25 protein-coding genes are annotated in these 21,438 nt (G+C 33.3%); 21 read left to right on the top strand and 4 right to left on the bottom strand.

Going from position 1 to position 21,438, the window contains the following annotated elements; genetic code table 11:
* Nucleotides 1-153: 153 nt before the first annotated feature.
* The 7 genes from TX86_RS19990 (at nt 154) to TX86_RS19960 (ending at nt 5,910) form a co-directional block, all read left to right on the top strand.
* Nucleotides 154-1,065, top strand: coding sequence for a 1,4-dihydroxy-2-naphthoate polyprenyltransferase (locus TX86_RS19990; protein ID WP_042351594.1), 912 nt, complete (start codon nt 154-156; stop codon nt 1,063-1,065).
* 563 nt (nt 1,066-1,628) lie between these two features.
* Nucleotides 1,629-2,081: a hypothetical protein gene (locus TX86_RS19985; RefSeq protein ID WP_052343791.1), complete on the top strand. Its 453-nt coding sequence runs from the start codon at nt 1,629-1,631 to the stop codon at nt 2,079-2,081.
* A 157-nt stretch (nt 2,082-2,238) separates the two neighbouring features.
* Nucleotides 2,239-2,766 (top strand): GNAT family N-acetyltransferase, encoded by a 528-nt coding sequence (locus tag TX86_RS19980; protein WP_042351592.1) that lies wholly within the window; start codon nt 2,239-2,241, stop codon nt 2,764-2,766.
* A 262-nt stretch (nt 2,767-3,028) separates the two neighbouring features.
* Entirely contained in the window at nt 3,029-3,484 is a 456-nt protein-coding gene (locus TX86_RS19975; protein WP_052343789.1) for a CotY/CotZ family spore coat protein, read from the top strand.
* 114 nt (nt 3,485-3,598) lie between these two features.
* Nucleotides 3,599-3,997: a DUF3992 domain-containing protein gene (locus TX86_RS19970; protein WP_052343787.1), complete on the top strand. Its 399-nt coding sequence runs from the start codon at nt 3,599-3,601 to the stop codon at nt 3,995-3,997.
* A 375-nt stretch (nt 3,998-4,372) separates the two neighbouring features.
* Nucleotides 4,373-4,942: a MarR family winged helix-turn-helix transcriptional regulator gene (locus TX86_RS19965; protein ID WP_042351591.1), complete on the top strand. Its 570-nt coding sequence runs from the start codon at nt 4,373-4,375 to the stop codon at nt 4,940-4,942.
* Nucleotides 4,939-5,910: an alpha/beta fold hydrolase gene (locus TX86_RS19960; protein ID WP_042351589.1), complete on the top strand. Its 972-nt coding sequence runs from the start codon at nt 4,939-4,941 to the stop codon at nt 5,908-5,910. Before TX86_RS19965 ends, TX86_RS19960 begins: the two co-directional genes overlap by 4 nt.
* 59 nt (nt 5,911-5,969) lie before the next feature.
* Here TX86_RS19960 and TX86_RS19955 read toward each other — a convergent pair whose 3' ends face one another.
* Nucleotides 5,970-7,196, bottom strand: coding sequence for an MFS transporter (locus TX86_RS19955; RefSeq protein WP_042351588.1), 1,227 nt, complete (start codon nt 7,194-7,196; stop codon nt 5,970-5,972).
* 188 nt (nt 7,197-7,384) lie between these two features.
* On the bottom strand, nt 7,385-7,957 hold the full coding sequence (locus tag TX86_RS19950; protein ID WP_042351586.1) for a TetR/AcrR family transcriptional regulator: 573 nt from the start codon (nt 7,955-7,957) through the stop codon (nt 7,385-7,387).
* A 225-nt stretch (nt 7,958-8,182) separates the two neighbouring features.
* On the opposite strand from TX86_RS19950, the gene TX86_RS19945 reads away from it, so the two are divergent.
* Together TX86_RS19945 and TX86_RS19940 are read left to right on the top strand one after the other, a co-directional pair.
* A complete protein-coding gene (locus TX86_RS19945) occupies nt 8,183-8,821 on the top strand; it encodes a peptidoglycan recognition protein family protein (RefSeq protein ID WP_042351585.1) in 639 nt (212 codons plus the stop codon).
* Nucleotides 8,822-9,088: 267 nt separating this feature from the next.
* Nucleotides 9,089-10,075 (top strand): MBL fold metallo-hydrolase, encoded by a 987-nt coding sequence (locus TX86_RS19940; protein WP_042351583.1) that lies wholly within the window; start codon nt 9,089-9,091, stop codon nt 10,073-10,075.
* Between the two features lie 124 nt (nt 10,076-10,199).
* Here the strand turns inward: TX86_RS19940 and TX86_RS19935 are convergent, their stop codons facing one another.
* Entirely contained in the window at nt 10,200-10,823 is a 624-nt protein-coding gene (locus TX86_RS19935; protein WP_042351581.1) for an ECF transporter S component, read from the bottom strand.
* A 310-nt stretch (nt 10,824-11,133) separates the two neighbouring features.
* Between TX86_RS19935 and TX86_RS19930 the strand changes: the two genes are divergently transcribed.
* The 10 genes from TX86_RS19930 (at nt 11,134) to TX86_RS19885 (ending at nt 17,453) form a co-directional block, all read left to right on the top strand.
* Nucleotides 11,134-11,469 (top strand): DUF4181 domain-containing protein, encoded by a 336-nt coding sequence (locus TX86_RS19930; protein WP_195892931.1) that lies wholly within the window; start codon nt 11,134-11,136, stop codon nt 11,467-11,469.
* 141 nt (nt 11,470-11,610) lie between these two features.
* On the top strand, nt 11,611-11,871 hold the full coding sequence (locus tag TX86_RS19925) for a hypothetical protein (protein WP_042351579.1): 261 nt from the start codon (nt 11,611-11,613) through the stop codon (nt 11,869-11,871).
* 318 nt (nt 11,872-12,189) lie between these two features.
* The gene (locus tag TX86_RS19920; RefSeq protein ID WP_042351578.1) at nt 12,190-12,423 is read left to right on the top strand and encodes a hypothetical protein; all 234 of its coding nucleotides are present in this window, start codon (nt 12,190-12,192) and stop codon (nt 12,421-12,423) included.
* 119 nt (nt 12,424-12,542) lie between these two features.
* Nucleotides 12,543-12,797, top strand: coding sequence for a DUF4318 domain-containing protein (locus TX86_RS19915; protein WP_052343786.1), 255 nt, complete (start codon nt 12,543-12,545; stop codon nt 12,795-12,797).
* Nucleotides 12,798-12,992: 195 nt separating this feature from the next.
* Nucleotides 12,993-13,208 carry a DUF6366 family protein gene (locus TX86_RS19910; protein WP_042351576.1) on the top strand — a complete coding sequence of 72 codons (216 nt, stop codon included), beginning with the start codon at nt 12,993-12,995 and terminating at the stop codon, nt 13,206-13,208.
* 139 nt (nt 13,209-13,347) lie between these two features.
* A complete protein-coding gene (merR, locus tag TX86_RS19905) occupies nt 13,348-13,752 on the top strand; it encodes a mercury resistance transcriptional regulator MerR (protein ID WP_042351573.1) in 405 nt (134 codons plus the stop codon).
* Between the two features lie 13 nt (nt 13,753-13,765).
* Nucleotides 13,766-14,224, top strand: a complete 459-nt coding sequence (locus tag TX86_RS19900; RefSeq protein WP_042351572.1) for a putative iron-sulfur cluster-binding metallochaperone — start codon at nt 13,766-13,768, stop codon at nt 14,222-14,224.
* A 256-nt stretch (nt 14,225-14,480) separates the two neighbouring features.
* Complete coding sequence (locus TX86_RS25930) at nt 14,481-15,602, top strand: efflux RND transporter periplasmic adaptor subunit (RefSeq protein ID WP_052343784.1); 1,122 nt, start codon at nt 14,481-14,483, stop codon at nt 15,600-15,602.
* Entirely contained in the window at nt 15,602-16,288 is a 687-nt protein-coding gene (locus tag TX86_RS19890) for an ABC transporter ATP-binding protein (RefSeq protein ID WP_042351570.1), read from the top strand. The genes TX86_RS25930 and TX86_RS19890 overlap by 1 nt, the downstream gene beginning before the upstream one ends.
* A complete protein-coding gene (locus tag TX86_RS19885; RefSeq protein WP_042351569.1) occupies nt 16,281-17,453 on the top strand; it encodes an ABC transporter permease in 1,173 nt (390 codons plus the stop codon). Before TX86_RS19890 ends, TX86_RS19885 begins: the two co-directional genes overlap by 8 nt.
* Before the next feature lie 252 nt (nt 17,454-17,705).
* Here the strand turns inward: TX86_RS19885 and TX86_RS19880 are convergent, their stop codons facing one another.
* Nucleotides 17,706-18,449: a hypothetical protein gene (locus TX86_RS19880; protein WP_042351566.1), complete on the bottom strand. Its 744-nt coding sequence runs from the start codon at nt 18,447-18,449 to the stop codon at nt 17,706-17,708.
* An 819-nt stretch (nt 18,450-19,268) separates the two neighbouring features.
* Between TX86_RS19880 and TX86_RS19875 the strand changes: the two genes are divergently transcribed.
* Entirely contained in the window at nt 19,269-19,469 is a 201-nt protein-coding gene (locus TX86_RS19875; protein WP_042351565.1) for a cold-shock protein, read from the top strand.
* A 1,009-nt stretch (nt 19,470-20,478) separates the two neighbouring features.
* Nucleotides 20,479-21,333, top strand: a complete 855-nt coding sequence (locus TX86_RS19870) for a hypothetical protein (protein ID WP_042351563.1) — start codon at nt 20,479-20,481, stop codon at nt 21,331-21,333.
* Nucleotides 21,334-21,438 lie beyond the last annotated feature (105 nt).

The following is a 21,438-nucleotide window of genomic DNA, read 5'->3' as shown; positions in this document are numbered from 1 at the left end:
GAGAGAGTAAGACTACGAGAATTATTAAATTCTTGATGTTTGTTTTTAGTAAGGATAAGCGATGCTTTGATATAATGTATAAATGGAAGAGGAAGTAGATCGAAGGAATGCTTCTAGTGATTTTATACTTAAAGTGTAGGGGGATTGAACAAGTTGGGGAATGAACAAGAAATGAGTCCAGCTAAATTAATGTGGAAAATGACGCGCCCACATACATTAACGGCGACGTTTGCTCCTGTAATATTAGGGACAGTTGCATCACTATATGAAGCCGAAATTAATTGGCTTTTATTTATTGCGATGATGCTTGCATGTTTAGCATTGCAAATTGCAACGAACTTATTCAATGAATATTATGATTTCAAGCGTGGACTAGATACAGCTGATTCAGTAGGAATTGGTGGAGGAATCGTCCGTCATGGATTGAAGCCAAAAAACGTTTTAACGGTTGCGATTTTATTGTATATTGTAGCAGCATTTATTGGCATTTATATTTGCATGAATAGTAGCTGGTGGTTAGTGGTCATTGGGTTATTTGGAATGGCGGTTGGCTATCTATATACAGGTGGTCCACTACCAATTGCGTACACTCCATTTGGTGAATTAGTTTCCGGATTGTTAATGGGGACATGTTTTGTACTAATTGCTTTCTTTATTCAAACGAATACTTTAACAGTTGAAAGTATCTTAATTTCAATTCCAATTGGCTTTTTAGTAGGGGCCATCAACATGTCGAATAACATTCGAGATATTGATGAAGATATTAAAGGTGGAAGAAAAACATTGCCGATCCTCCTTGGAAGAGATAAAGCAGTTGCAACTCTAGCTACCATATTTTTAATTGCTTACTTATGGATTGCTGTGATTGTATTGATGGGTTATGTAAGCCCTTGGGCATTGATTATGTTCTTAGGTATGAAAAAGCCAATCTCAGCTATTCAAGGTTTTAAAAAAGGTGCAAAAGAACCTCAATATATGCGAGTAGCAATGAAATCAACAGCGATGACAAATACTGTTTTCGGCTTCTTGTTATCTGCAGGACTTTTAATTAATTACATGATTTAAATAAAAAGCATTCCCGATGGTAGAAGGGAATGCTTTTTTTATTTATCGATTCCCAGTCTCAAGGAAGTATGAGAGTTAATTGATGAAGGAATGTGAAATCCAATCGAGAGTTTAAACCCAAAAAATGCTGTCATTTAGGCAGCTTTTTCTTATGCTGCATGGAGGTTTCTTCAATAAGAAAAGATTGAATTTAGTAATGATCATTCCAAATTACCGTACTTTTTTAAATAAAGAAACCAGTCATTAGTTGACTGGTTTCTAAGAGAGAGAGTTATATGAAGAAGTTTTACCTTGTTTTAAATAATAAAGTATAAATCGTAAGAAAATATTAATGTTTCATAAACAAGCTGTTAAACTTTTTGCTCAATTTTATGAAGTAATTTCGTAGTTTATTCATAGGAAACACAAGGTTGAGAGAGTCGATTATAGTTAGAATCCTTATTAAATGGGGATTAATAAAGTAGATATTATCAATTTGAGGGGGATAATATTTTCCTTTCGTAGTTAAAGTAGAGAAAAAAGGTTACATTACCCGTGAACCTTCAGAAGATGATCGTCGCATAATGTCCATTGAGCTTACTGAAGCTGGCCTAGAAATTGCTAATGAAAATGAGAAGCAGGTTAGTAAATATACGGTTTTTGATGTTCTTACAGATGAAGAGAAGACACTTTATTCTGAGATGACTCAGAAGCTAATTGATGCTCTGGATCAGGATTTACCTCAAGACGAAGAGGCGTTTGTTAAACTTATTAAAAAACTGAGAAACCATCGTGGAGGGCATGGTCGTGGCTCCCGTGGTTTCGGACCTGGTCGAGGATTTGGGCGAGATCCTCGTAGTTTTGGCCATGAACGTGACTTTAGAGGATTTGGACCAGGTCAAGGCTTCCGAGGATTCGAAGGTGGTCACGATTTTGATGAACGTGGATTTGAACATGAAACTGATCATCGTCATTTCAAACAAGGTCAAAACAATTCAGCGACAAATTCACCTCAAAATGAAGATGGAGAAAAATAATATAATACATGATGTAAGGGAAATAGTTTAAATAATAGCTATTTCTCTTTTTATTTTCCACAAACAGAGCAGGTAATTCTGAAAATAATATGGAATTTTATTTTAGTATATATGCATAAAATGAATACATTTCAATGTTTATTGAAGGGGTGATAGAATGTTTCCAATGCTTGAAACGAAGCGATTAGTGTTAAGGGAATTAGTTGAAAATGATGCTCAAGATATATTAAAGTGTTTTTCGAATGATGATGTATTGCGTTATTACGGTCAGAAACCTCTAACAAGTATAGGGCAGGTAAAACAAATCATTAAAAATTTCGCAGGACAAGTTAAAGAGAAAAGTGGAGTGAAATGGGGCATTGAGCTAAAAGAAACAGGTACAATCATTGGAACAATTGGGTTGCAAGACTGGTCTATTGAACATAAAAGAGCGAACATAAGCTATGCATTTCTCCCAGAACAATGGGGTAAGGGATATGCTAGTGAAGCTGTTGATAAAGTGATTTCTTATGGGTTTCAAGAACTTGGATTAGAGCGTATAGGTGCAATTGTTTTTATTGAAAATAAAGCTTCGAGTCAGTTATTAATTAAATTGGGTTTTACAAAGGAAGGTACGTTAAAAAAGTATATGTATCAAAATGACATATCATATGATACGGATGTTTATTCACTATTAAAGTTGTAGTGAAATTAAATACAGCAAAAGCAAAAAAAAGATAATCGAGCAAATAATTATAGTTATATATAATTCTTGTTTAATAAAGTGTGTACCCGCCCCAAATCTGATATGAGTTAATCCAGATAACCAGAATCGAATATGAGAATTCTTTCTTTTTTGATTTTATATGTCCGCATTTGATTTTGTGGTATGAAGACCCACTCAAACCTCATTAGATTTCCATATAAGTATTTAAGAAGGCAGTAGTTCCATGTAAGGGGAAGATTCTATGGAGGAATATCAGAATGAAAATAAATGCTTGAAAACAATATTAGAAGAAATATTAAATAAACAAAGAGAAATGAGTAAAAAAAAGTGTGAATTAAATCTTTTAGGGATGCAATTAAACAATACACTCCCAATTATCCTTTATTGTGATATAGAACCATTTAAAGTTGAAGGTGTTACAACGTATTTTGATATTTGTTTAAAAAGGGAAAGGTTTGTTTGTTTTACAACATTTCTTTTTCAAGTTGTTAATTTAGAGGACGATTGTGTTGTTTTGAAATTACTAAAATTTAAAAATCATCATAAATGTGCTCAAGATTGCAATGATCATAAATGTTCTCCTTTTTGTCAGTTAAATAATGAATTTGTAGATGAAATAATTTCGACAAGTGTGTGTATTAAGGCCAAAATTTCTAGTTTTAGTTCAATTCAATGCTTACCCGCCGTTTGTTTATAAAACAAAATAAAGGTATTAATGGAGATAATCAACAGGGTACAAAAAGTCCAAGCAGTTTTCGATATTATACATTTAATAAAAGTAATCATAGGAAATTAGAGGTGAATTACTTTTATGTGTCAAAATTTTAATGGAAACAGTGGGAGTGGCTTTAGTTGTTGTGACCCCAAAAATTTTGTACAAGATAAAATTTGTAATGAATTTACAGTTGCTGGTGATACGGTAGCAACTGCAGAGGTTATTTTTGCTACAAACTCAAATGATGTTATTTATGCGTCAGGGTATATAAAAAATACGGGGAATTTCCCTATTACAGTACAATTCGTAAAGGGAGCCGATCCTATTGATGGGACAGGCGGTACTGTCATAAGACAATCAGTTGTTCCAATTGAAGGGACATTTAACTTTACTATTTCTCGATTTGATACAATTCGAGTATTTGCTACTGGGGCTACAGCAACTCTTCCAGCAGCAGGCGAAATTTGTATTTCTCCTCGTTATAGAATTCAATAAATCATACGAATACAATATACAAATCTAGTGAACAAATATTTTATAGAATTAATGGGGCGGCATTCCTGTAATGAATGAGCTGATTAGTTATTCAAAGTCAACTAAATTTGCGAAAAAATACTCTTAAACTATCAGGTGCTTTAGTAGAATAGTAAGGCTGTCTTTCAGGCAGTCTTTTTTATGCTGTTATTCGAAGTAATTAGTAGAATCCTTTTCTCTTTGTAGATAGGATAGAAAACATGAAATGACTAGCTCTTATATATATTCATGAATAGTATTTATCCTCTAATAAAAAAGACAGTATATTGACTAATTATCGAAATTTTCGTATTATTGATTTAGACAATGTACTGTCTAAATGGGAGGTGTGTATTTATGGATATATACAGAGATTTGTTTTTAATGCAGCAAGCTTATGGCACATTGTTTTCTCTTGCTAATAAGATTCAAATAAAAGGTGATAAAGACCTTGAGTTTTTAACATCTAGACAGTATATGGCAATGGTGGCAATTACTCATTTACCCGAGGATGAAACAACTTTAAATAATATTGCAAGAAAGCTAGGTGCCACGAAACAAAGCGTGAAACAGTTAATAAACATTATTGAAGCTAAGGGGTACGTAACGACAGTACCTAGCCAGAAAGATAAACGTGCAATCAATGTGAAAATTACGGAGTCTGGAAAACAAGCCTTACTAGTAGATGCTGAAAAAGGAACATTCTTTTTGGAAGACCTTTTTAAAAACTTCTCGCCAGAAGATCTTGAAACGATGTGGAGTTTATTAAAGAAACTATATCATTTTGATGGTGAGGAACAAGATGGATTTGAGGCAGATAGTAATTTAGAAATGAGTGAGATTGATAACCAAAATGAAACTCAAAAGAGAGTATTAAAGGAATTTGAAAGAAGAAGAACTGCAAGAAAAGGGGACTGGGAGTTATGAAAAATAAGTTTAAAAGACCCATTTATCTTGAAGAATATATTCCGATTAATGGTATTAAACAATTTTTGTTTCATTTAGGAACAAGTCATGATAACCCCGTATTGCTATTTTTGCATGGAGGACCTGGTTCAGTAACTTCTTTATTTACACGTGCCTTTCAGGAGAAATGGGAGGAAATCTATACGGTTGTGCATTGGGACCAGCGTGGGGCTGGAAAAACACTGACTGAAAACCCTAATGATCTCCCAACAATTGATTTGGCACTGCAAGATTTATTTGAGGTAATCCAATATTTAAAGAAAAAATATAATAAGCAAAAAATCGTTCTACTTGGTCATTCATGGGGAAGTGTTTTAGGTTCTGAGTTTATCAGAAAACATCCCAATGAGATTGCTTATTATATAGGCGTAGGACAGGTTGTCAATATGCTTGAAAATGAACAAGTTGGTTATCAAAAAGTAAAAGAACTGATTGAAGAAGCAGGGGATAAAAAATCGCTGAAAAAGCTTGAGATATTAGGAGAATATCCGGGCGAGAAAATCGTTTTCAACAAAGAATTCTTAAAGAAATGTGATGAGATTAGAAAGCTTCAAGGGAAATATAAATTAGGAATAAAGATTGATTTCAGAATATGGCTAACTGTATTTCAAAGCCCAATCTTTAAGTTTTCGGATATTATCGCCTTTATGAAGATTTTTAAAACAAATTCCAACCTTCATCGTTTTCTAGGTGACTTCAATCTACGTAATGAATCACCAGTATATGAAGTTCCCATGTATTATATTTTAGGTAAAGAAGACTGGCAGGTTCCATATGTGATTGCCGAAGAATACTTTGAAGAAATTAATGCCCCTCATAAAAAAATGTATGTCATTCCCAATGCAGGGCATATGACAATGATGGAAGAGCCAGATCTTTTCTTCGCGGCATTATCGGATATACATACGCATGAAGAGGTCAATCAATAACAAGGAGGTGTCTAGAAAGTCAGTGGAAATTGGCTTTCTAGACATCTCTTTATTTCTGTTCAAATAGAAATATTTTTATTCTCATTTCTTAAGCTATGATTAACTCTCTTGTTAAGTTTATTTAATATAAACATCGGAATAACACCCAATAATGGGCCTACGCTAAGGAATATAAAGACGAGTTGCCATCCTAGTATAGGTTCTAAGAAGGAAATGAGATAAATAGAGAATATAGTCAGGAGAAAACCGATTGCCATTTGAAATGTTAACGCAGTCCCAATATATTTCACTTTTGCATACTCACTAACCATTGCCGAGAATTGACCCGAATCAGCTATTATTGAGGCTCCCCATATGCATGCAACAATAATGGTTAGCCCTATATTTATATGGAACGTAAAGCCAATTGCTAGGGCAGAAAGGCCACTTAACGTCATGGCGATTATGGAGAAATTCTCTTTTCCAATTTTACTTGCCCAAATTCCTCCTACAATACAACCTATAGCTCCTGATACACCTATTGCCAAAAAGGCAACAATTGAGCTATATGACTCTATTCCATACTGACTAAAGCTGTAGTATAAAAATGTTGGTAACCAAGTCCACATTGCGTAAAGCTCCCACATATGGAACCAATATCCGTAGTTAGCGAGCATTACTTTCTTATCTTTCAAGACAGATTTTAAAGAATCTAAAGAGAGCTTGGTTTTACTTGTATTGTTTTCTTTGTTGGGGAGGAAAAGAAAGATTAATAATGATGAAATGAAAGCCAATGTTGAACTGAAAATGATGACAGTTTTCCAATTGAGTGAGGTTTCTAAGGATGCAATCATATGTGGTAATGCCGATCCTAATGTTAATCCAGCAATTAAGATGCCTACGCTAATACTCCGACTACCTTTAAACCATAAAGTAACTAGTTTAATAGCGATAGGGTAAACTCCTGCTAGTGAAACGCCTGTAAGAAAGCGTAAGAGAAGTGTCACTTCAATACTAGGAGAAAAAATGATAAAACAATTGAAGAAGCCTGCTAGAAAGCTAGATATGATAAAAATTTTCTTCGTATTAAAATGGTCTGGAATCCCAAATAACGAGGACAGAACAGCTCCAAAAATAAAACCAGCTTGCACAGCTACCGTAATAAAGGATTTCTGAGTAAGGTTTAAATGCCATTCAGCTTGTAATTGAGATATGACTGCAGATGCACTGAACCAAACACTTAAAGCAAATAATTCTGCAATTACAATCAGAAACAAAGCGACCCATTGGTTTAAGTTCTTTACCATAATATAACTCCTGTCGAAAAGAGATTTTTTTAGGGTTTTTATATGTGCTTTCAACGCTAGTCCTTAAAAATAAACAGTATTCCTCCTAACTAATTTGGTTTATTGTCTAATATTTTTAGAATGTACCTACCGTTTGGTACAGAAATTTTAACATAATCTTTTGTTCCATTTCAATAAATTTCCTAATTTTAAATCAATTTATAACGGCGTTGTATTTCTTCAGTAATATTCATCAAATATGTAATGTCCTCTTGATTTTTCATTAAAAGAATTCCGCCTTCAATCATGGAGACAATTAGTTGAGCTTCTGTCCTTGGGCATATAAATGGCGGTTCAATATCGTTATTTAGCTCTTTAATAGTCAATTCTAGATGGTTTATCCATTCATTAAAGATATATTGAATTTTCTCCTTAAAAATATCATCATGTTCACTCATCTCAATAGCCAAGTTTCCAATTGGACAGCCTGAACTATTTTTAGTTTTTTCATGGAACATAATTGTTCGATCAATCATTTTTTGTATTTTTTCCTTAGGCGTGTACTCTGCTTGAAATATTTCTTGAAATAATTCTTGCTCCCATTCACTTGATATATCTTCTACTACAGCTAAACCTAAATCATATTTTGAAGAAAAGTAATGATAGAATTGCCCTTTACCAATATTAGCAGCAGTTAATATATCGCTGATTGAAGTTGCTTGATACCCATTTTTATAGATTAATTCTTTTGCAGCTGAAATTATTTCTTCTTTTTTTGACATGTATATCACCTCTTGTACATTATAGCTTTGAATAGATTTTTGGGCCTAGGCTGTTTTATATCTTAATGTTTAATTAGAATTTTATATATGTCAATTTATTTTCAGTCAACTCTTAAGAATTTCTTTATACTTTTCTAAGTTTTTCTTCAAATATTATGGATATGATAGAAGTATTGATTACTAGAAGAAGTGCATTCATTTGATAGAGTGTGAGGAGAAAACAGCATGAAACGGGGAAATATCACACGTAGAAAAAAGATACGTGTACGAAAAATTATATTGATAGCTGCATTATTTTATGTCGCTTTTATTATTTGTAAATGGTCGGTAGGTTTTCTATTTACTGATAAGAAAATCAGTGAGTTAGAAAAGGTGTCAGCACCTGAATGGGTTGATGTTCAACTCCTTGATATTGGCGGTGTTGCTAGACGTGGCGAGAAATTAGACGATGTCAAAGATATCGTGATTCATTATGTTGGAAATCCAGGGACTACCGCACAGCAGAATCGTGATTTTTATAATAGCCCGCAATCGGAAGTTAGCTCTCACTTTGTTATAGGTCTTGAGGGAGAAATTATTCAGGCTATTCCACTTAGTGAAAAATCATCTGCGACGAACTGGCGCAATAATGATACGATTTCGATTGAGGTCTGTCACCCTGATGAAACTGGACAATTTACGCAAGCGAGCTATAATTCTTTAGTTAAGCTTACGGCGTGGTTAAGAGAGCAGTGCAATCTTGATGTGAATCATATTATTCGCCATTATGACGTGACCGGCAAGTTATGTCCACTGTATTTCGTTGAGCATGAAGATAAATGGGAGCAATTTAAGGAGGATGTTCGAGGTAACTCTCAATCGTAAATGTTGGTAAAGGATTGAGAATTCATTTTTGACCGTTAATCGTGGTCGGAGGTGCGTAAAGGGATTGTTAGCGCAGTTCCTTTTTTTTCTGGTATTGGGGAGGTAGTAGAAGAGGGAAACAGTAAAAAGATGGTTATTGTTCAAGCCTAAAGTAATATCTCCGAGTGAAGCTGTAATATTTTCAATATTCTGTAAAATATATATAATATAGTTGAGCAAACGTTCAATCATCATAGTAAAGTCATGGAGTATAAGGAGGGAAAGCTTATGAAACAATCCAGTTTCATTTTCTTCGAGAGGAAATTTCCAAGTGCAAATATGGTTCTGATTAAGGACCAGCTTCCAATTCTTATTGATACGGGCTTCGGAAGTGATGTGAAAGAAACAGAGCGATTCATAAAAGATGCAGGCGTTTCACCAGAAGAACTACATCTTATTGTGAATACACACTATCATAGTGACCATGTAGGCGGTAATTTTCACTTCCAAAGTAACTATGATATTCAGATTGCGGCACATAAATGGGATGCTGATTTAATTAATGGTTGTGACTCTGAAGCCTGTAGTGCAGAGTGGTTAGATCAGCCTGTAGAACCTTATCGAGTTGATACAAAGCTCTCAGATAATGATGAAATTATTACCGGAAGTAGAACCTTGAAAGTCTTGCACACACCAGGGCATACGTTAGGGCATATTTCCTTTTATGAGCCTGAAGAAGAGATATTAATCTGTGGTGATCTATTTCACAGCAATGATATAGGCTGGCTGAATATTTTTCGAGAGGGTGTGACATCTATCCAACGCTCGCTAGAAAGTTTGGATCGGTTGTCCAAGCTTCGGATTCAAAAGGTTTATTCAGGGCATGGACCTGCCGCAGAGAATCCTATGGCTTCCCTTGATGCAGCAAGGAAACGCTTTGAAAAGTGGCTTACAGCACCTGAAAAGGTTTCTTGGCATGCTTGTAAGAGGATTTTTTCATTCACTTTAATTATTAAAAACGGATTGGCAAAAGAAGAAATCGATCACTATCTACTAAATTGTGGCTGGTTTCAAGATTTTGCACGTTATTCCTTTCAACTTCAACCAGAAGAATTTATTCAAATTCTACTCGATGAAATGATTCGTTCCAAAGCAGCAAGCTGGCAAAATAATCATTTAATCGCCACCGCCCCATACGTAGCTCCACAGAAGGAATGGATAGGACAGAATATAAAGCCGAAAGATTGGGTATCCCAAGGTTTTATTGCCTATTGAAACTTCATAATGAACAAAGATTGTAAAATGCCTTTGAACATTTCTTTAGTGTTTGTTAGAAATGTCAAAGGCATTTTCTTTACCCGTCATAATTTAATTAAATAAAAAATAGTTAAAGAAATCGTTATTTTTTTGATACCTTCAATAACGGTGGAACTACTGCCATTGTTACAACTCCAGCAAGGGCTGCTTCAGCTAGTCCATTTGTAAAGAAAACAGTTAAAACAGCTTTATAAATCGCACTCGTGCTGCCAGCATTAATGGCTTCAGCATAGGCGTCTTGAAACAAGAAAGAAATAGAGCCCATGACTAAAAATGTATGAATAAAAGTTGTAAGTATACCAGTTATAAATAAAGCAGGTTTTTGATTGTCTTTTTTCTTAGATATCACTTTACGAATAGCCTTGAAAACATAGTAAGGAATAAAGCCAATGATTACTCTTGGAACAATGGCAATAAATAGCGCCCAAAAGCTTCCTTGACTTGATCCTAAAACAGGAATCGCTGGTGAAAAAGCAAATGATAGCAATGTTGGACTAATCGTATTTACAGCAATACTAGTGAATCCAAACACAAGCCCTAGGAAAGCACCAATTCTTGGCCCTAGAATAATAGAAGCTATAATGATGGGAATATGAATGATAGTCGCTTTTACTACACCTAAATGTATAAATCCAAATGGCGTGAAAGCACATAATAAAATAATAGATAAAAAAATTGCAGTTAAAGTAAAGTCTTTTATTTTCAACTTCTTACTCCTTTAGTAATCTGATTTCTTTAATTCACCCAAAGACTACCGATATAGCTTTTTCATTTAATCAAATTATATTGACAGAATAATCCGAAAGTAAAGGTGTCTACTTTGATGATTATACATCCTGTAATTCATAAAAATAAAGACTTATTCTTCAGATATTAAGAATTACTGCGTGGTAATATTCTTATTATTTTGGAATATTTAGTGTATATTACTATATATGGCATAATTTCTTTACATACAGACTGGGGTGACTGATATTTTTTTACTTAAAATCGTATTGGCTTTTGGTGCTGTGGTGTTGATTTCAAGTCTAATTGAACGGATTGTTAGAAGACGATTGGGGTTAGAAAAAAAGAAATGGCGAAAAAAATTTTATACAAAGTATGAAAGATGGGTAACTGTTAGTGTTTCTGTAATCTATTCGGTAATCATAGCTCTAGTAGGTTTTACATCGTTTTATAGTTATTTTCTTTTTCTAGGCTACTGTATATTTTCGTTCGGATTAGAAGCATGGTTTCAAAAGAAATATAGTGAACGCTCAAGAGAATATCTTGCGACAATTATAATGGGGTTTGTTATGAGTGGCTTATTGATTGCTCTTATTGCTTCTTTTAACTACTATGAATATCTTTAATTTCTTTTACAGCCGATTAGTTTCATGAAACTAATCGGCTTTTTAATATTTTGTAATTTATCAGGTTAATAGTTAAGGGGTGCGATTCCTTAGAAAGTATAAGCGTGCTTGATATTATAGAATTCATAGGGGGGAGATTAGATGAAGGACTTATTAGAAAGAGCAATTGAGTTAGCTGTCATCCACCATAAAGGTGGTAATCCATACATTCTGCATCCTCTTGCGGTTATGCAAAGGGTAAATACATTGGAAGAGAAGATTGTTGGGGTGTGCCATGATTTAGTGGAGGATACTCCTATCACATTTGATGACCTGCGTAAGGAAGGATTCCCCGAACATATTATAGAAGGTATTGCTGCCGTAACACGAGTGGATGGAGAGGACCATAATATCAAGATTTAATTCTTTATTCTGTCATTAATTTGTTAAGATTTGCACTTAAATTAACAGGGCAGGAAAATTGAATAAGATAATTTGTTCATTGAAAATTCAGTTTATTTCACTCGTGCAAGGGTATTAATCGATTATAAGACTTAAAAAGGTAGGAGATAATGGATACACATCAGAATGAACGTCTAGGTGTTAAATTAGGTGCTGTTGGTGTCATAACGATTCTAATTTAAGATGAAACGGAAAAAAGAGGTTCGATGGCGTATACGTCTTGTGCCTTATCAATAGCATCTTGTTGGATAAATACATAGAGATTGGAGCGAGAAGATTATGGAAAATATTATGGAAAACAAAAAGACAAACACATTTGCTCTTGTTGGTTTCGTATTAGGACTTTGCTCTTTTTTCATTTTTCTTTGGGGGATTGTTCCAATAGCAGGGATTGTATTTTCAGGACTGGCATTAAAAAATATTGATATAGAAAAGGGATATTATCTTGCTGTGATTGGCTTAATTTGTTCAATTACAAACTTCCTTATGATAATTATTGCTTTTATTCGATAATTATCCCTACATTTCCATAATGATAGGCTGTTTTCGTAAGAATTATGGCTTATGAAGTATGTGAGTAATCAATTTACTTTTGTTTTACTATACTAAGTCTTGAAAGGTGAGAATTATTTATGATTAAGGATGCGTTAAAGGATTTGTTAAAGAAGTCAATGGAAATTCCTTATGATGATATCTCTGTGTATCCTACCGTCAATATCGCAAAAAATGCAATAGTCAAGTATTGTGGCGAACAAGGACTGGATTATAAATTTCTTGATTCAAAAGAAGAAGGAAATATTATAGTTCAAATTGATGGTACTATTTATGAAATTTATCGTGGAGTAGTTGGAAGAGGTTATTATGGAATCAAATGTAGAGTATTGTAATGAAGCTAACGAATCATTTCGAGTGTTTTTATGAAATATTACATTGAAGCTAACAGGTGCTAGAGCTGAAGATCAAGGCTGTCATTTAGACAGTTTTTCTTATGCAACAAACGGTGCAGAATAGTTTAATAAGGATAATAGCTATTTATGGTAAAGGTTAAAGGGATGCTTGTTTATTTTACAGGGGGTGTTTATATGCAAGACAACAAAGAAACTTCTGAACAAAAAAGAGAGAGATTAAGACAACAAGAATTAAGAGGTAATCCGACAGGGAATATGAACGACGCTTTTAATAGAGCAAATAGTGGAAGCCTTTCGGATTTGGTAGGTAGTTTAGGTTGGAAAGGTACAGGGATACTCATTCTTGTTATTATAATTGGTGTTGTAATAGCTTCGATTTTTTTAAAGTAATGGATGCAATATTATTAGAAAGAGCTGTCATGTAGACGGCTTTTTCTTATGGAACAAGATAGTAGAAGAAAAATATTAAAAATCTCTTCACTCTGTACTAAGGTACAGGGTTTATACTTGATATGAGGTGGATTAGAGAATGTATCTTATTAGTGAACTTGCTAAAAAATGTGGTGTCAATAAAGAAACGATAAGATATTACGAAAGAAAAGGTTTATTAAATGAACCTTCTCGGACAAATGCTGGTTATAGAGTTTACTCAGAAGAAAGTGCTGATCGTATAAAGTTTATTAAACGAATGCAAGATTTAGGCTTTACTTTGTCAGAAATTATAAAGTTACTTGGAATAGTTGATAAGGACGCTGAGCGTTGTAAAGATATGAATGATTTTGTTAGTAATAAAATCGATGAAGTACAAATGAAAATTAAAGATTTAATGCGGATTGAAAAAATGCTTATTCATCTGCGAGAGAAATGCCCCACTGATAAATCTATGTATGAATGTCCAATTATCGAAACTTTAGTTTCTAAGAATGAATTGTAAAGGCGGAAGAATAATGTCAAATTGTTGTAGCAGTGAACATCAGGTAAATAGTGAACATAATAGTGTTTGTTCATCTTGTAACAAAAAAGCGAAAAGTGTAAAGTTAATAACTTTAAAATCAATGCTAGTTCCATCTGCATTAGAAACTTTAAATGCTGAGGAAAATTACTTTTTTTGCTCAACTAAAGATTGTGATGTCGTTTATTTTAATACGAATGATAAGAAGTATCTTACATCTGATATAAAAGAGGTTGTTCATCAAAAGGATGATTCATTAAGTACTCCAATCTGTTATTGTTTCGGTTGGACAAAAGAAAACATAAAATACTATTTAGAAAATGAACTTTCTCCTAATCCATTAGCTCATATTCGAGAGAATATACAAGAAAAAAGATGTGGTTGTGAAGTAAACAATCCTCAAGGAAGTTGTTGTTTAGGGAATGTTACGAAATATATAAAAGAATTATCCTGATTTTCTTAATGAACTTTCATATTAAATCTTTTTTGTGATCATAAACAAAGTAAATACATATTGCTATTAATAATAGTCGGGAGAGTGCATATAATTGCACTCTCTTTTTGTTTAATTATTTAGTTTAGGTATGTAATCTCTAGACAATCATCTATGCCATTTAATGTTTTTGCTCTCCTACATTTATCTATTAATAACATTTTGGGCATTGGAGGCATAATAACAAAATACATAGCTTATTTTTTAGAGGTGTTCTATGAAGAAGAAAACAAAACTAGTCTTAGCCATTATTGCTTGTATATGTATAGGTGGTGCGGTGGCTATTACTGTTCCGATATCTCAAACTGAGCAAACGGAGGTTGAAAAAGCACGTACATTTCAGGTCAAACCGGGGAATATTAAGGTTTATGTTTCGAGTAAAGGTTCTGTGGCTCCGATTAATAAATTACTGATTAATACAACTGAAGCTGGGAAAATAAAAGCGAATTATTTGGAGGAAGGTAAATACGTATCCAAAGGCGATTTATTGCTAAGCTTTGAGCCAATTAACTTATCAAATGAGAAGAAAAATGTCGAAATAGAAATTAAAAAGCTGAAATTAGAATTGAAGGTATTAGAAGATGTGAAAAAAAAATCTCTACAATCGTCGGATTTTCCAAACTCTAATTTTAGTCTTACTGACTTGGATACTCAAATTAAAAAGCTCCTACTTGAAATAGACAGTTTAAATGAAAGCCTTGTAATACTGAAAAAGAAAGAAAAAGCTCCTGCCTCTGTTTATGCACCTATAAGTGGACATTTAACGGTGGGGACAGATTTGAATGTTGGAAGTGAAATTGGTGCATATCAAACAATCGCTTCAATAACGAACTTCAAGGAACTGAAGGCTATATTGTCTGTTGATGAATTGGATATACCTCAGATTCAAATGGGGCAAGAAGTTCAAATTGTTGTACAGGCGTTTCCTGATGAGGCTTTTAAGGGGACAGTGATTAGCATTGCAAATGAAGGTGAATCTATGAATGGTGTAGCGACGTTCAAGGTTGAAGTATCTATAGAGGATCCAAAACAGATTAAATCAGGGATGAGTTTAAATGCAAAAATCAAAGTGTACGAAAGCAATAATCATTTAATTATTCCAATAGAAGCGCTCGTAGAAAAAGAGGGGAAGCAATACGTAAAGATTAAGACTGAAGAAGGTTCTAAAGAAGTTGAGGTGCTAACAGGGGTAAATGACGCTGTATCAATTGAAATTCTGAGTGGCTTGGAGGAAGGGCAAATCATTTTACTACCTACTCTCAAAAAATCTACATCCTTTAATCAATCAACTAAAATGAATGGCACTATGTTTGGCTTAGCTATAAGAGGAGGCCTTTGATGCTTATACAAATGAAAGACATTTGTAAAAAGTATGTCTTGGGAGGGGAAGAGATAAATGCTTTAAAAGATGTATCTCTTGAGGTGCAAAAAGGGGAAATGGTTGCTATTATTGGACCTTCTGGCTCTGGTAAGTCAACTTTAATGAATATACTCGGATGTTTGGATGTCCCTGATTCTGGTACATACATTTTAGATAATTTATTAATGGATACGGCTAGGGAAAATGAGTTAGCTGTAATCCGTAATCAAAAGATAGGATTCATATTCCAGCAGTTTAATCTATTGAATAAGCTAACTGCTCTACAGAATGTTGAATTACCTCTTATATATCGTGGAATTCCTGCGAAGGAGCGATTACAACGCTCTATGGGAGCACTTAAAAAGGTAGGGGTGGCTAATCGTAAGGATCATCTTCCTAATGAATTAAGTGGTGGACAACAACAAAGAGTTGCGATTGCTAGGGCTTTAGCAGGAAATCCGCCTATAATCTTAGCCGACGAACCTACAGGAGCTTTAGACACTAAAACATCACAAGAGGTGATGACGCTATTAAAAGAGTTAAACGAACAGCAAGGTCACACTATAATTCTGATTACTCACGATAACCAGGTAGCTGAGCTAGCCTCTCGAATTCTTCGTATTAGGGATGGCAAAATTACTGAGGTAGGTGTGAGAAATGACTAAATTTACAGTACTTCAAATGGCATTTAAAAATTTATGGTCAAGAAAGTTAAGAACATTTCTTACAATGCTAGGAATAATCATAGGTATTGCATCTGTCATAACGCTTATTTCACTTGGGAGTGTATCTTCAAAAGCAGTAACGGAACAAGTTAACTCATTAGGTTCTAACGCAATAATGGTGAGTATAACTGGTAGAGGGGCGGAGACGACTGTCCCGTATGAAGAAGTTTTAGAATGGAAGACCCAAGCAGGTGTAGAAGAGGTGTCTCCTGAATTTAGAGCCTTAACAAATATTCGAACAGAAGCTCTAAATAAACCATTGACAATCGAATGTGTGACTGAAGGTTATAACAAAGTAAATAACTTCTACGTACAAGCTGGTCGTACCATTAGTTATATTGATGTTAAAACAAGGCAAAAAATAGCTGTCATAGGTGTAGATGCGTCTGCTATACTGTTCCCGAATGAAAACCCTCTTGGTAAAGAAGTGTTTATTGGTGGAGAATCCTTTATTGTTGTTGGGCTGTTAGAAGAAAAAGGGCAGACGATATCAAGATCTTTTGATGACACTATTCTCATTCCTATTAGTACGGCTGAAAGGTTATTTGGACAAGCAGGAGTCTCACGAGTCAATGCAATAGCTGATTCCGAAGAACATGTGAACCTTGCAGTAAAAGGGATTGAAAAGCAGTTATTAGATAAGTTTAACGACGATAAAGATAGCTTTAAGATAACGACATCTCAAGATCTACTTGTGACTTTAGAGTTAGTCACTTCTACTATGAGTTTTCTTCTTGTAGGAATTGCAGGAATATCATTATTAGTTGCTGGTATTGGAATTATGAATATAATGCTTGTTTCCGTTTCGGAACGTATTAAGGAAATAGGTATCAGAAAAGCTTTGGGAGCAAAAAAACGAGATATTTTAGCTTTATTCTTAATTGAATCTATGGTCCTCACCACTATAGGTGGCATTATAGGTATAATAATTGGCATTTCAAGTGTTGTGGGGCTATGTCACTTAATGGGGGCAGTACCAGTAATCTCGCCGAATGTTATAGTATCAACTTTCGTTTTCTCACTTGTAATAGGATTAATCTTCGGTCTACTTCCGGCAAATCGCGCAGCGAAATTAAAACCAATTGATGCTCTAAGAAATGATTAAGATATAACAGAAGATTAAAGCTGTCAAAGTGACGGCTTTTTTTATTTTGAATTTGTACGTTAAGTCCTTTCTTATGTTTATTCATAATAATCTTCTTAGAGTAAGGTTTGAATTTTTGGGCATTCTTATGATTTTACCACAATTTGTATTTTATTTAAGGTAAGAAACTCAAGGTTGAGCTAGAGTCCAAATAAAAAAGCTCATCTAAGTTGATGGGCTTTAGTGATAATTGATTAAAGAAGTTATCCAAATTTACATTATATAGGTTGATAAAACGTTCTGATGTATGACATTGAAGTCTGCAGGGTTAAATTGAAAGTAATATTTCAGGTAGATTTTAGCGATTTCATCATTACTAATTAAGAACTTATTAGATATGACATTTAAAATTATTTTATGATCAGTTACAGGGTCGTAATATCTACCATAGTGGGTGAGTGAATTATAGAAATAATTAGTATACTCAATGATATCTTTGTTTTTTTGATCAATGTTAAGGTTAACTTTTTGTAAAATAGTCATGCTTTGATTTAAGTCAGTAGAAAAAATACGTTTATTGTTTTTTAGAAAGGTGCTTCTGGAATTTAAAATGCTTTCTTTACCAAGCTTATTGTTATTTAAAAGATATACATTTGAGTGTGTTTGCCCATTTATTTGTAGTTGAGAATTATATATTGGTTCACTAATTTCAGGATTTTTATTTTTAATAAGTAAAAGATATCTAAGCTGTCTATTTATGTATTCTAATACAGCGAATTGTGAATTTAAATCAAGATTATCGTAGTTATCGTTTAATTTAACTTTAATCAAAATCTTAGAATTTTTATCATACTCGCTTTTGATATTTTGAATTAAGTTTTTGGAAGGGTGATATAATCTTATTCCATTAGTAGCTTCAGCTAGAATTTCATTATTATTAAGTTCTGTTTGTGATTTATAAAAAATGAATATTAAAGCAAGCACCACTGTGATAATTGAGATGAAATACTTTTTCATTTTTAAATTCTCACTCCCAATACAAAAGAAGTATTAAACAGGTGATTCAAAAATCACGCTCTTAGTATTTATGTTTTCATATAGGTGTGAAGGAAATAAGAAAAGCAATTAAAAAATTGGAAACAAAAGAGTAAAAATATTTATTATTTCCCTTAAGCTGCTAAAGGGGCCTACTAGTAAGATTAGTAGCAGGACCAATTGTTGGAAAGTTACTGCCAAAGTTTATAGGACAGACTGACGGATTTAACGTTAGAATATTGTTAGATACACTATTAAATTGTAACGGTATTATCTCTCTTTCTAACCATAATAGGTTCTTGGATTGGTATGAAGCAAATAAGCTTAGCCCCATTTGGAAATTTCCTTCATAATTTGGCCTAGAAAATTTGCAATTGCATTTTGGATTGAATTATTGCTTGCTCAACCAATAGCAAGATATGCAATGAAACAAATTCATTTAAGGCAGGATCTTAAGAATGTGACTGTAAACCAATAACTTGCTGAAATATATATAAATACTTAGAGTGAGGCTGCTATTAAGTAGCCTTTTTTATTATGCAGCTAAAACAACTACTAGTATTTTTGTGAATAGATATACTTAAACTATCGAGCGTTAGTGAAGTGTTAGGAAACTGTGGATTTACAACGCTAAACATTCTGATGCTTTTTGATATTTGCCATTTTTAAAAAAGTATGTTATTCTAAGAAAGAATTATTTTTGTTCGGTTTGAGATTGAGAATAAATTTTGTTTTTCGTCTAAGGTATTTGAGCAAGAGTAGTAACATATGTGTGGGTATCCACACTAGGAGGCAACAATTATGGAACAAGGTAAAGTAAAATGGTTTAATGCAGACAAAGGTTTTGGATTCATCGAGCGTGAAGGTGGAGAAGACGTATTCGTACATTTCTCAGCTATCCAAAGCGACGGTTTCAGATCTTTAGACGAAGGACAAAGTGTAACGTTTGAAGTAGAACAAGGACAACGTGGCTTACAAGCTACTAACGTTCAAAAAGCTTAATATTAGCTGATGAAAGGCCCTCTTGTAGGGTCTTTTTTTATTTTTAATGAAGATTTTTATAAGCAAAAACCCTATTCAATTATTGAATAGGGTTTGAATGCAACAAAAAATGAAACAAGTAGTATTCAAAATGGTAGGGGTTAAGTATAACATAGTAAATTAATAATCCCTAATCAAACATTTGTGAGAGTAATATATAGTGTAAACAATCAATATCTTCTTATAGAGCTAACAGGTGTTGAAGAAGGAGCTTTAAAACAATCAATCTTTTTTATAAAAAACAGTTCTTAAAAATAGAAGAAAGCTATCGTTTTGATCAATCTTTATTCAAAACGATAGCTTTTTGTATGCGATGAAATTAAGCTTTAATCGTGTTTTTTAATCAAACTTTATTCCAAAGCTACAGGAAAACCTGATACACAAGTTATTTGTGATTGATTCTGAAAATTCAGAAGTTATATCATGTAATTTGAAAAAGTAGACTTATTCAATCCCGACCCTGATTTTCGTGCAAATATCCTTTGCATTGGAAAAAATCTTATGTTCAGCATATATGATTAGCAAACGAATTAATTCATCGTTTTCTTTTCTAGGAAGGAATTGTTTGTATTAATTTTATATGAAGTTTTCCCAGCGATAATCAAGTGGTTCTTTATAGGGGGGCGGGGTTCCTAAAAGTTTTGTGGCTTTTTGGAGGCCTTTATTTCATTGTTGTTTTAAGAACGTAAAGAGAATAAAATTTAATTTTACCTTACCGTAAAATATTTTGTCAATAATAAATTTGTTAATTTTTTAAAAAAATGTTATAATTATTTTTAATTGTATTTTTATCGTATTTCAAATTCCTCTGGACTTTTTTGAAGATAGAATTTGGATACGTTTTTTTTATATCTTTTTTTACGGAAGAAAAAAATTCAAACAGTTGTATGCCCTTTAAAGTAAGTTAGTCGAATAAAATTATCAATATATTATTTATTAGTAACCGATTTTTTATAGGAGGACTTGAATAATGAATCTAATTAATAAGAAAGTTACACACAAGCGTTTTGGCATGGGTAGTATAGTTAAGCAAAATGATTCTAGGATTGAAATACATTTCGCATCGGAAAATAAAATATTTGTTTTCCCTGATGTATTTGGAAAGCACCTAAAACTTCATGATAAAAGTGATGCTAAATCAATTGATGAAATTATACAAAAAAAGGAAAATGAACGAAAAGAGGAAGAGTGGAAACAAGAAGAGGAAAAAAAACTACAACGAAAAAAATGGGAACTACACTTAGAATACGAAAAACTTATGAAACATCATGAACTTCATCCAAAATCACAAATGGTTTTTTGGTGTGATGCAGAAGAACAGAATAGTTCTGTTTCAGAGTGGAAGGTTTTTTCAGGCGTAATAAAAAGTGGTAATAACAAGGGGAAGCCGAACAAGCCGATCCGATTGCGCCCAAATAGCGCTGTCCTGTTAACAGCAATAGATTCCAGCATGCCTGAAAAAGACAGACGTATCTTAGGTGTCTATATGGTGGATGAAGGTTTTGTCGGAAAGCTTTGTGAAAATGGATATATTCCTGCTCATTCAAAATACAGACTCCAACTTACAAAAGAGGAGTCTGATCAGTTGCTTTTCTGGAAATATTATATAAATGAAAAGTCCCCAGAAAAAATGACGTGGAATACAGGTAAATACCGTTATTTTGATAATTCTTGGATGGCTCAAATTTTGCTTGATATTATTTCTTTGAAAAGTGAACCAAATGAACGAGAACTGGCACAACAATTTTTTAAACATTTTTGTAAAATGAATCAGATAATAGAGCAAGAGTTACCAAAGCCTAATGGCGCAATAATGCGTATATAGACGTTAGCTCAAAGATTAATTGAAGACGAATAAGAAAAATTGGATTGATTTCATTAAAATAGGATACGAGCATGTATAATTAAACTAACAAACACCCCATTTGTT

It is taken from the genome of Bacillus massiliigorillae, assembly GCF_000380245.2.
Taxonomy (GTDB): Bacteria; Bacillota; Bacilli; order Bacillales; family DSM-1321; genus Bacillus_AD; species Bacillus_AD massiliigorillae.
This window is presented reverse-complemented; position numbering and strand designations above follow the sequence as displayed.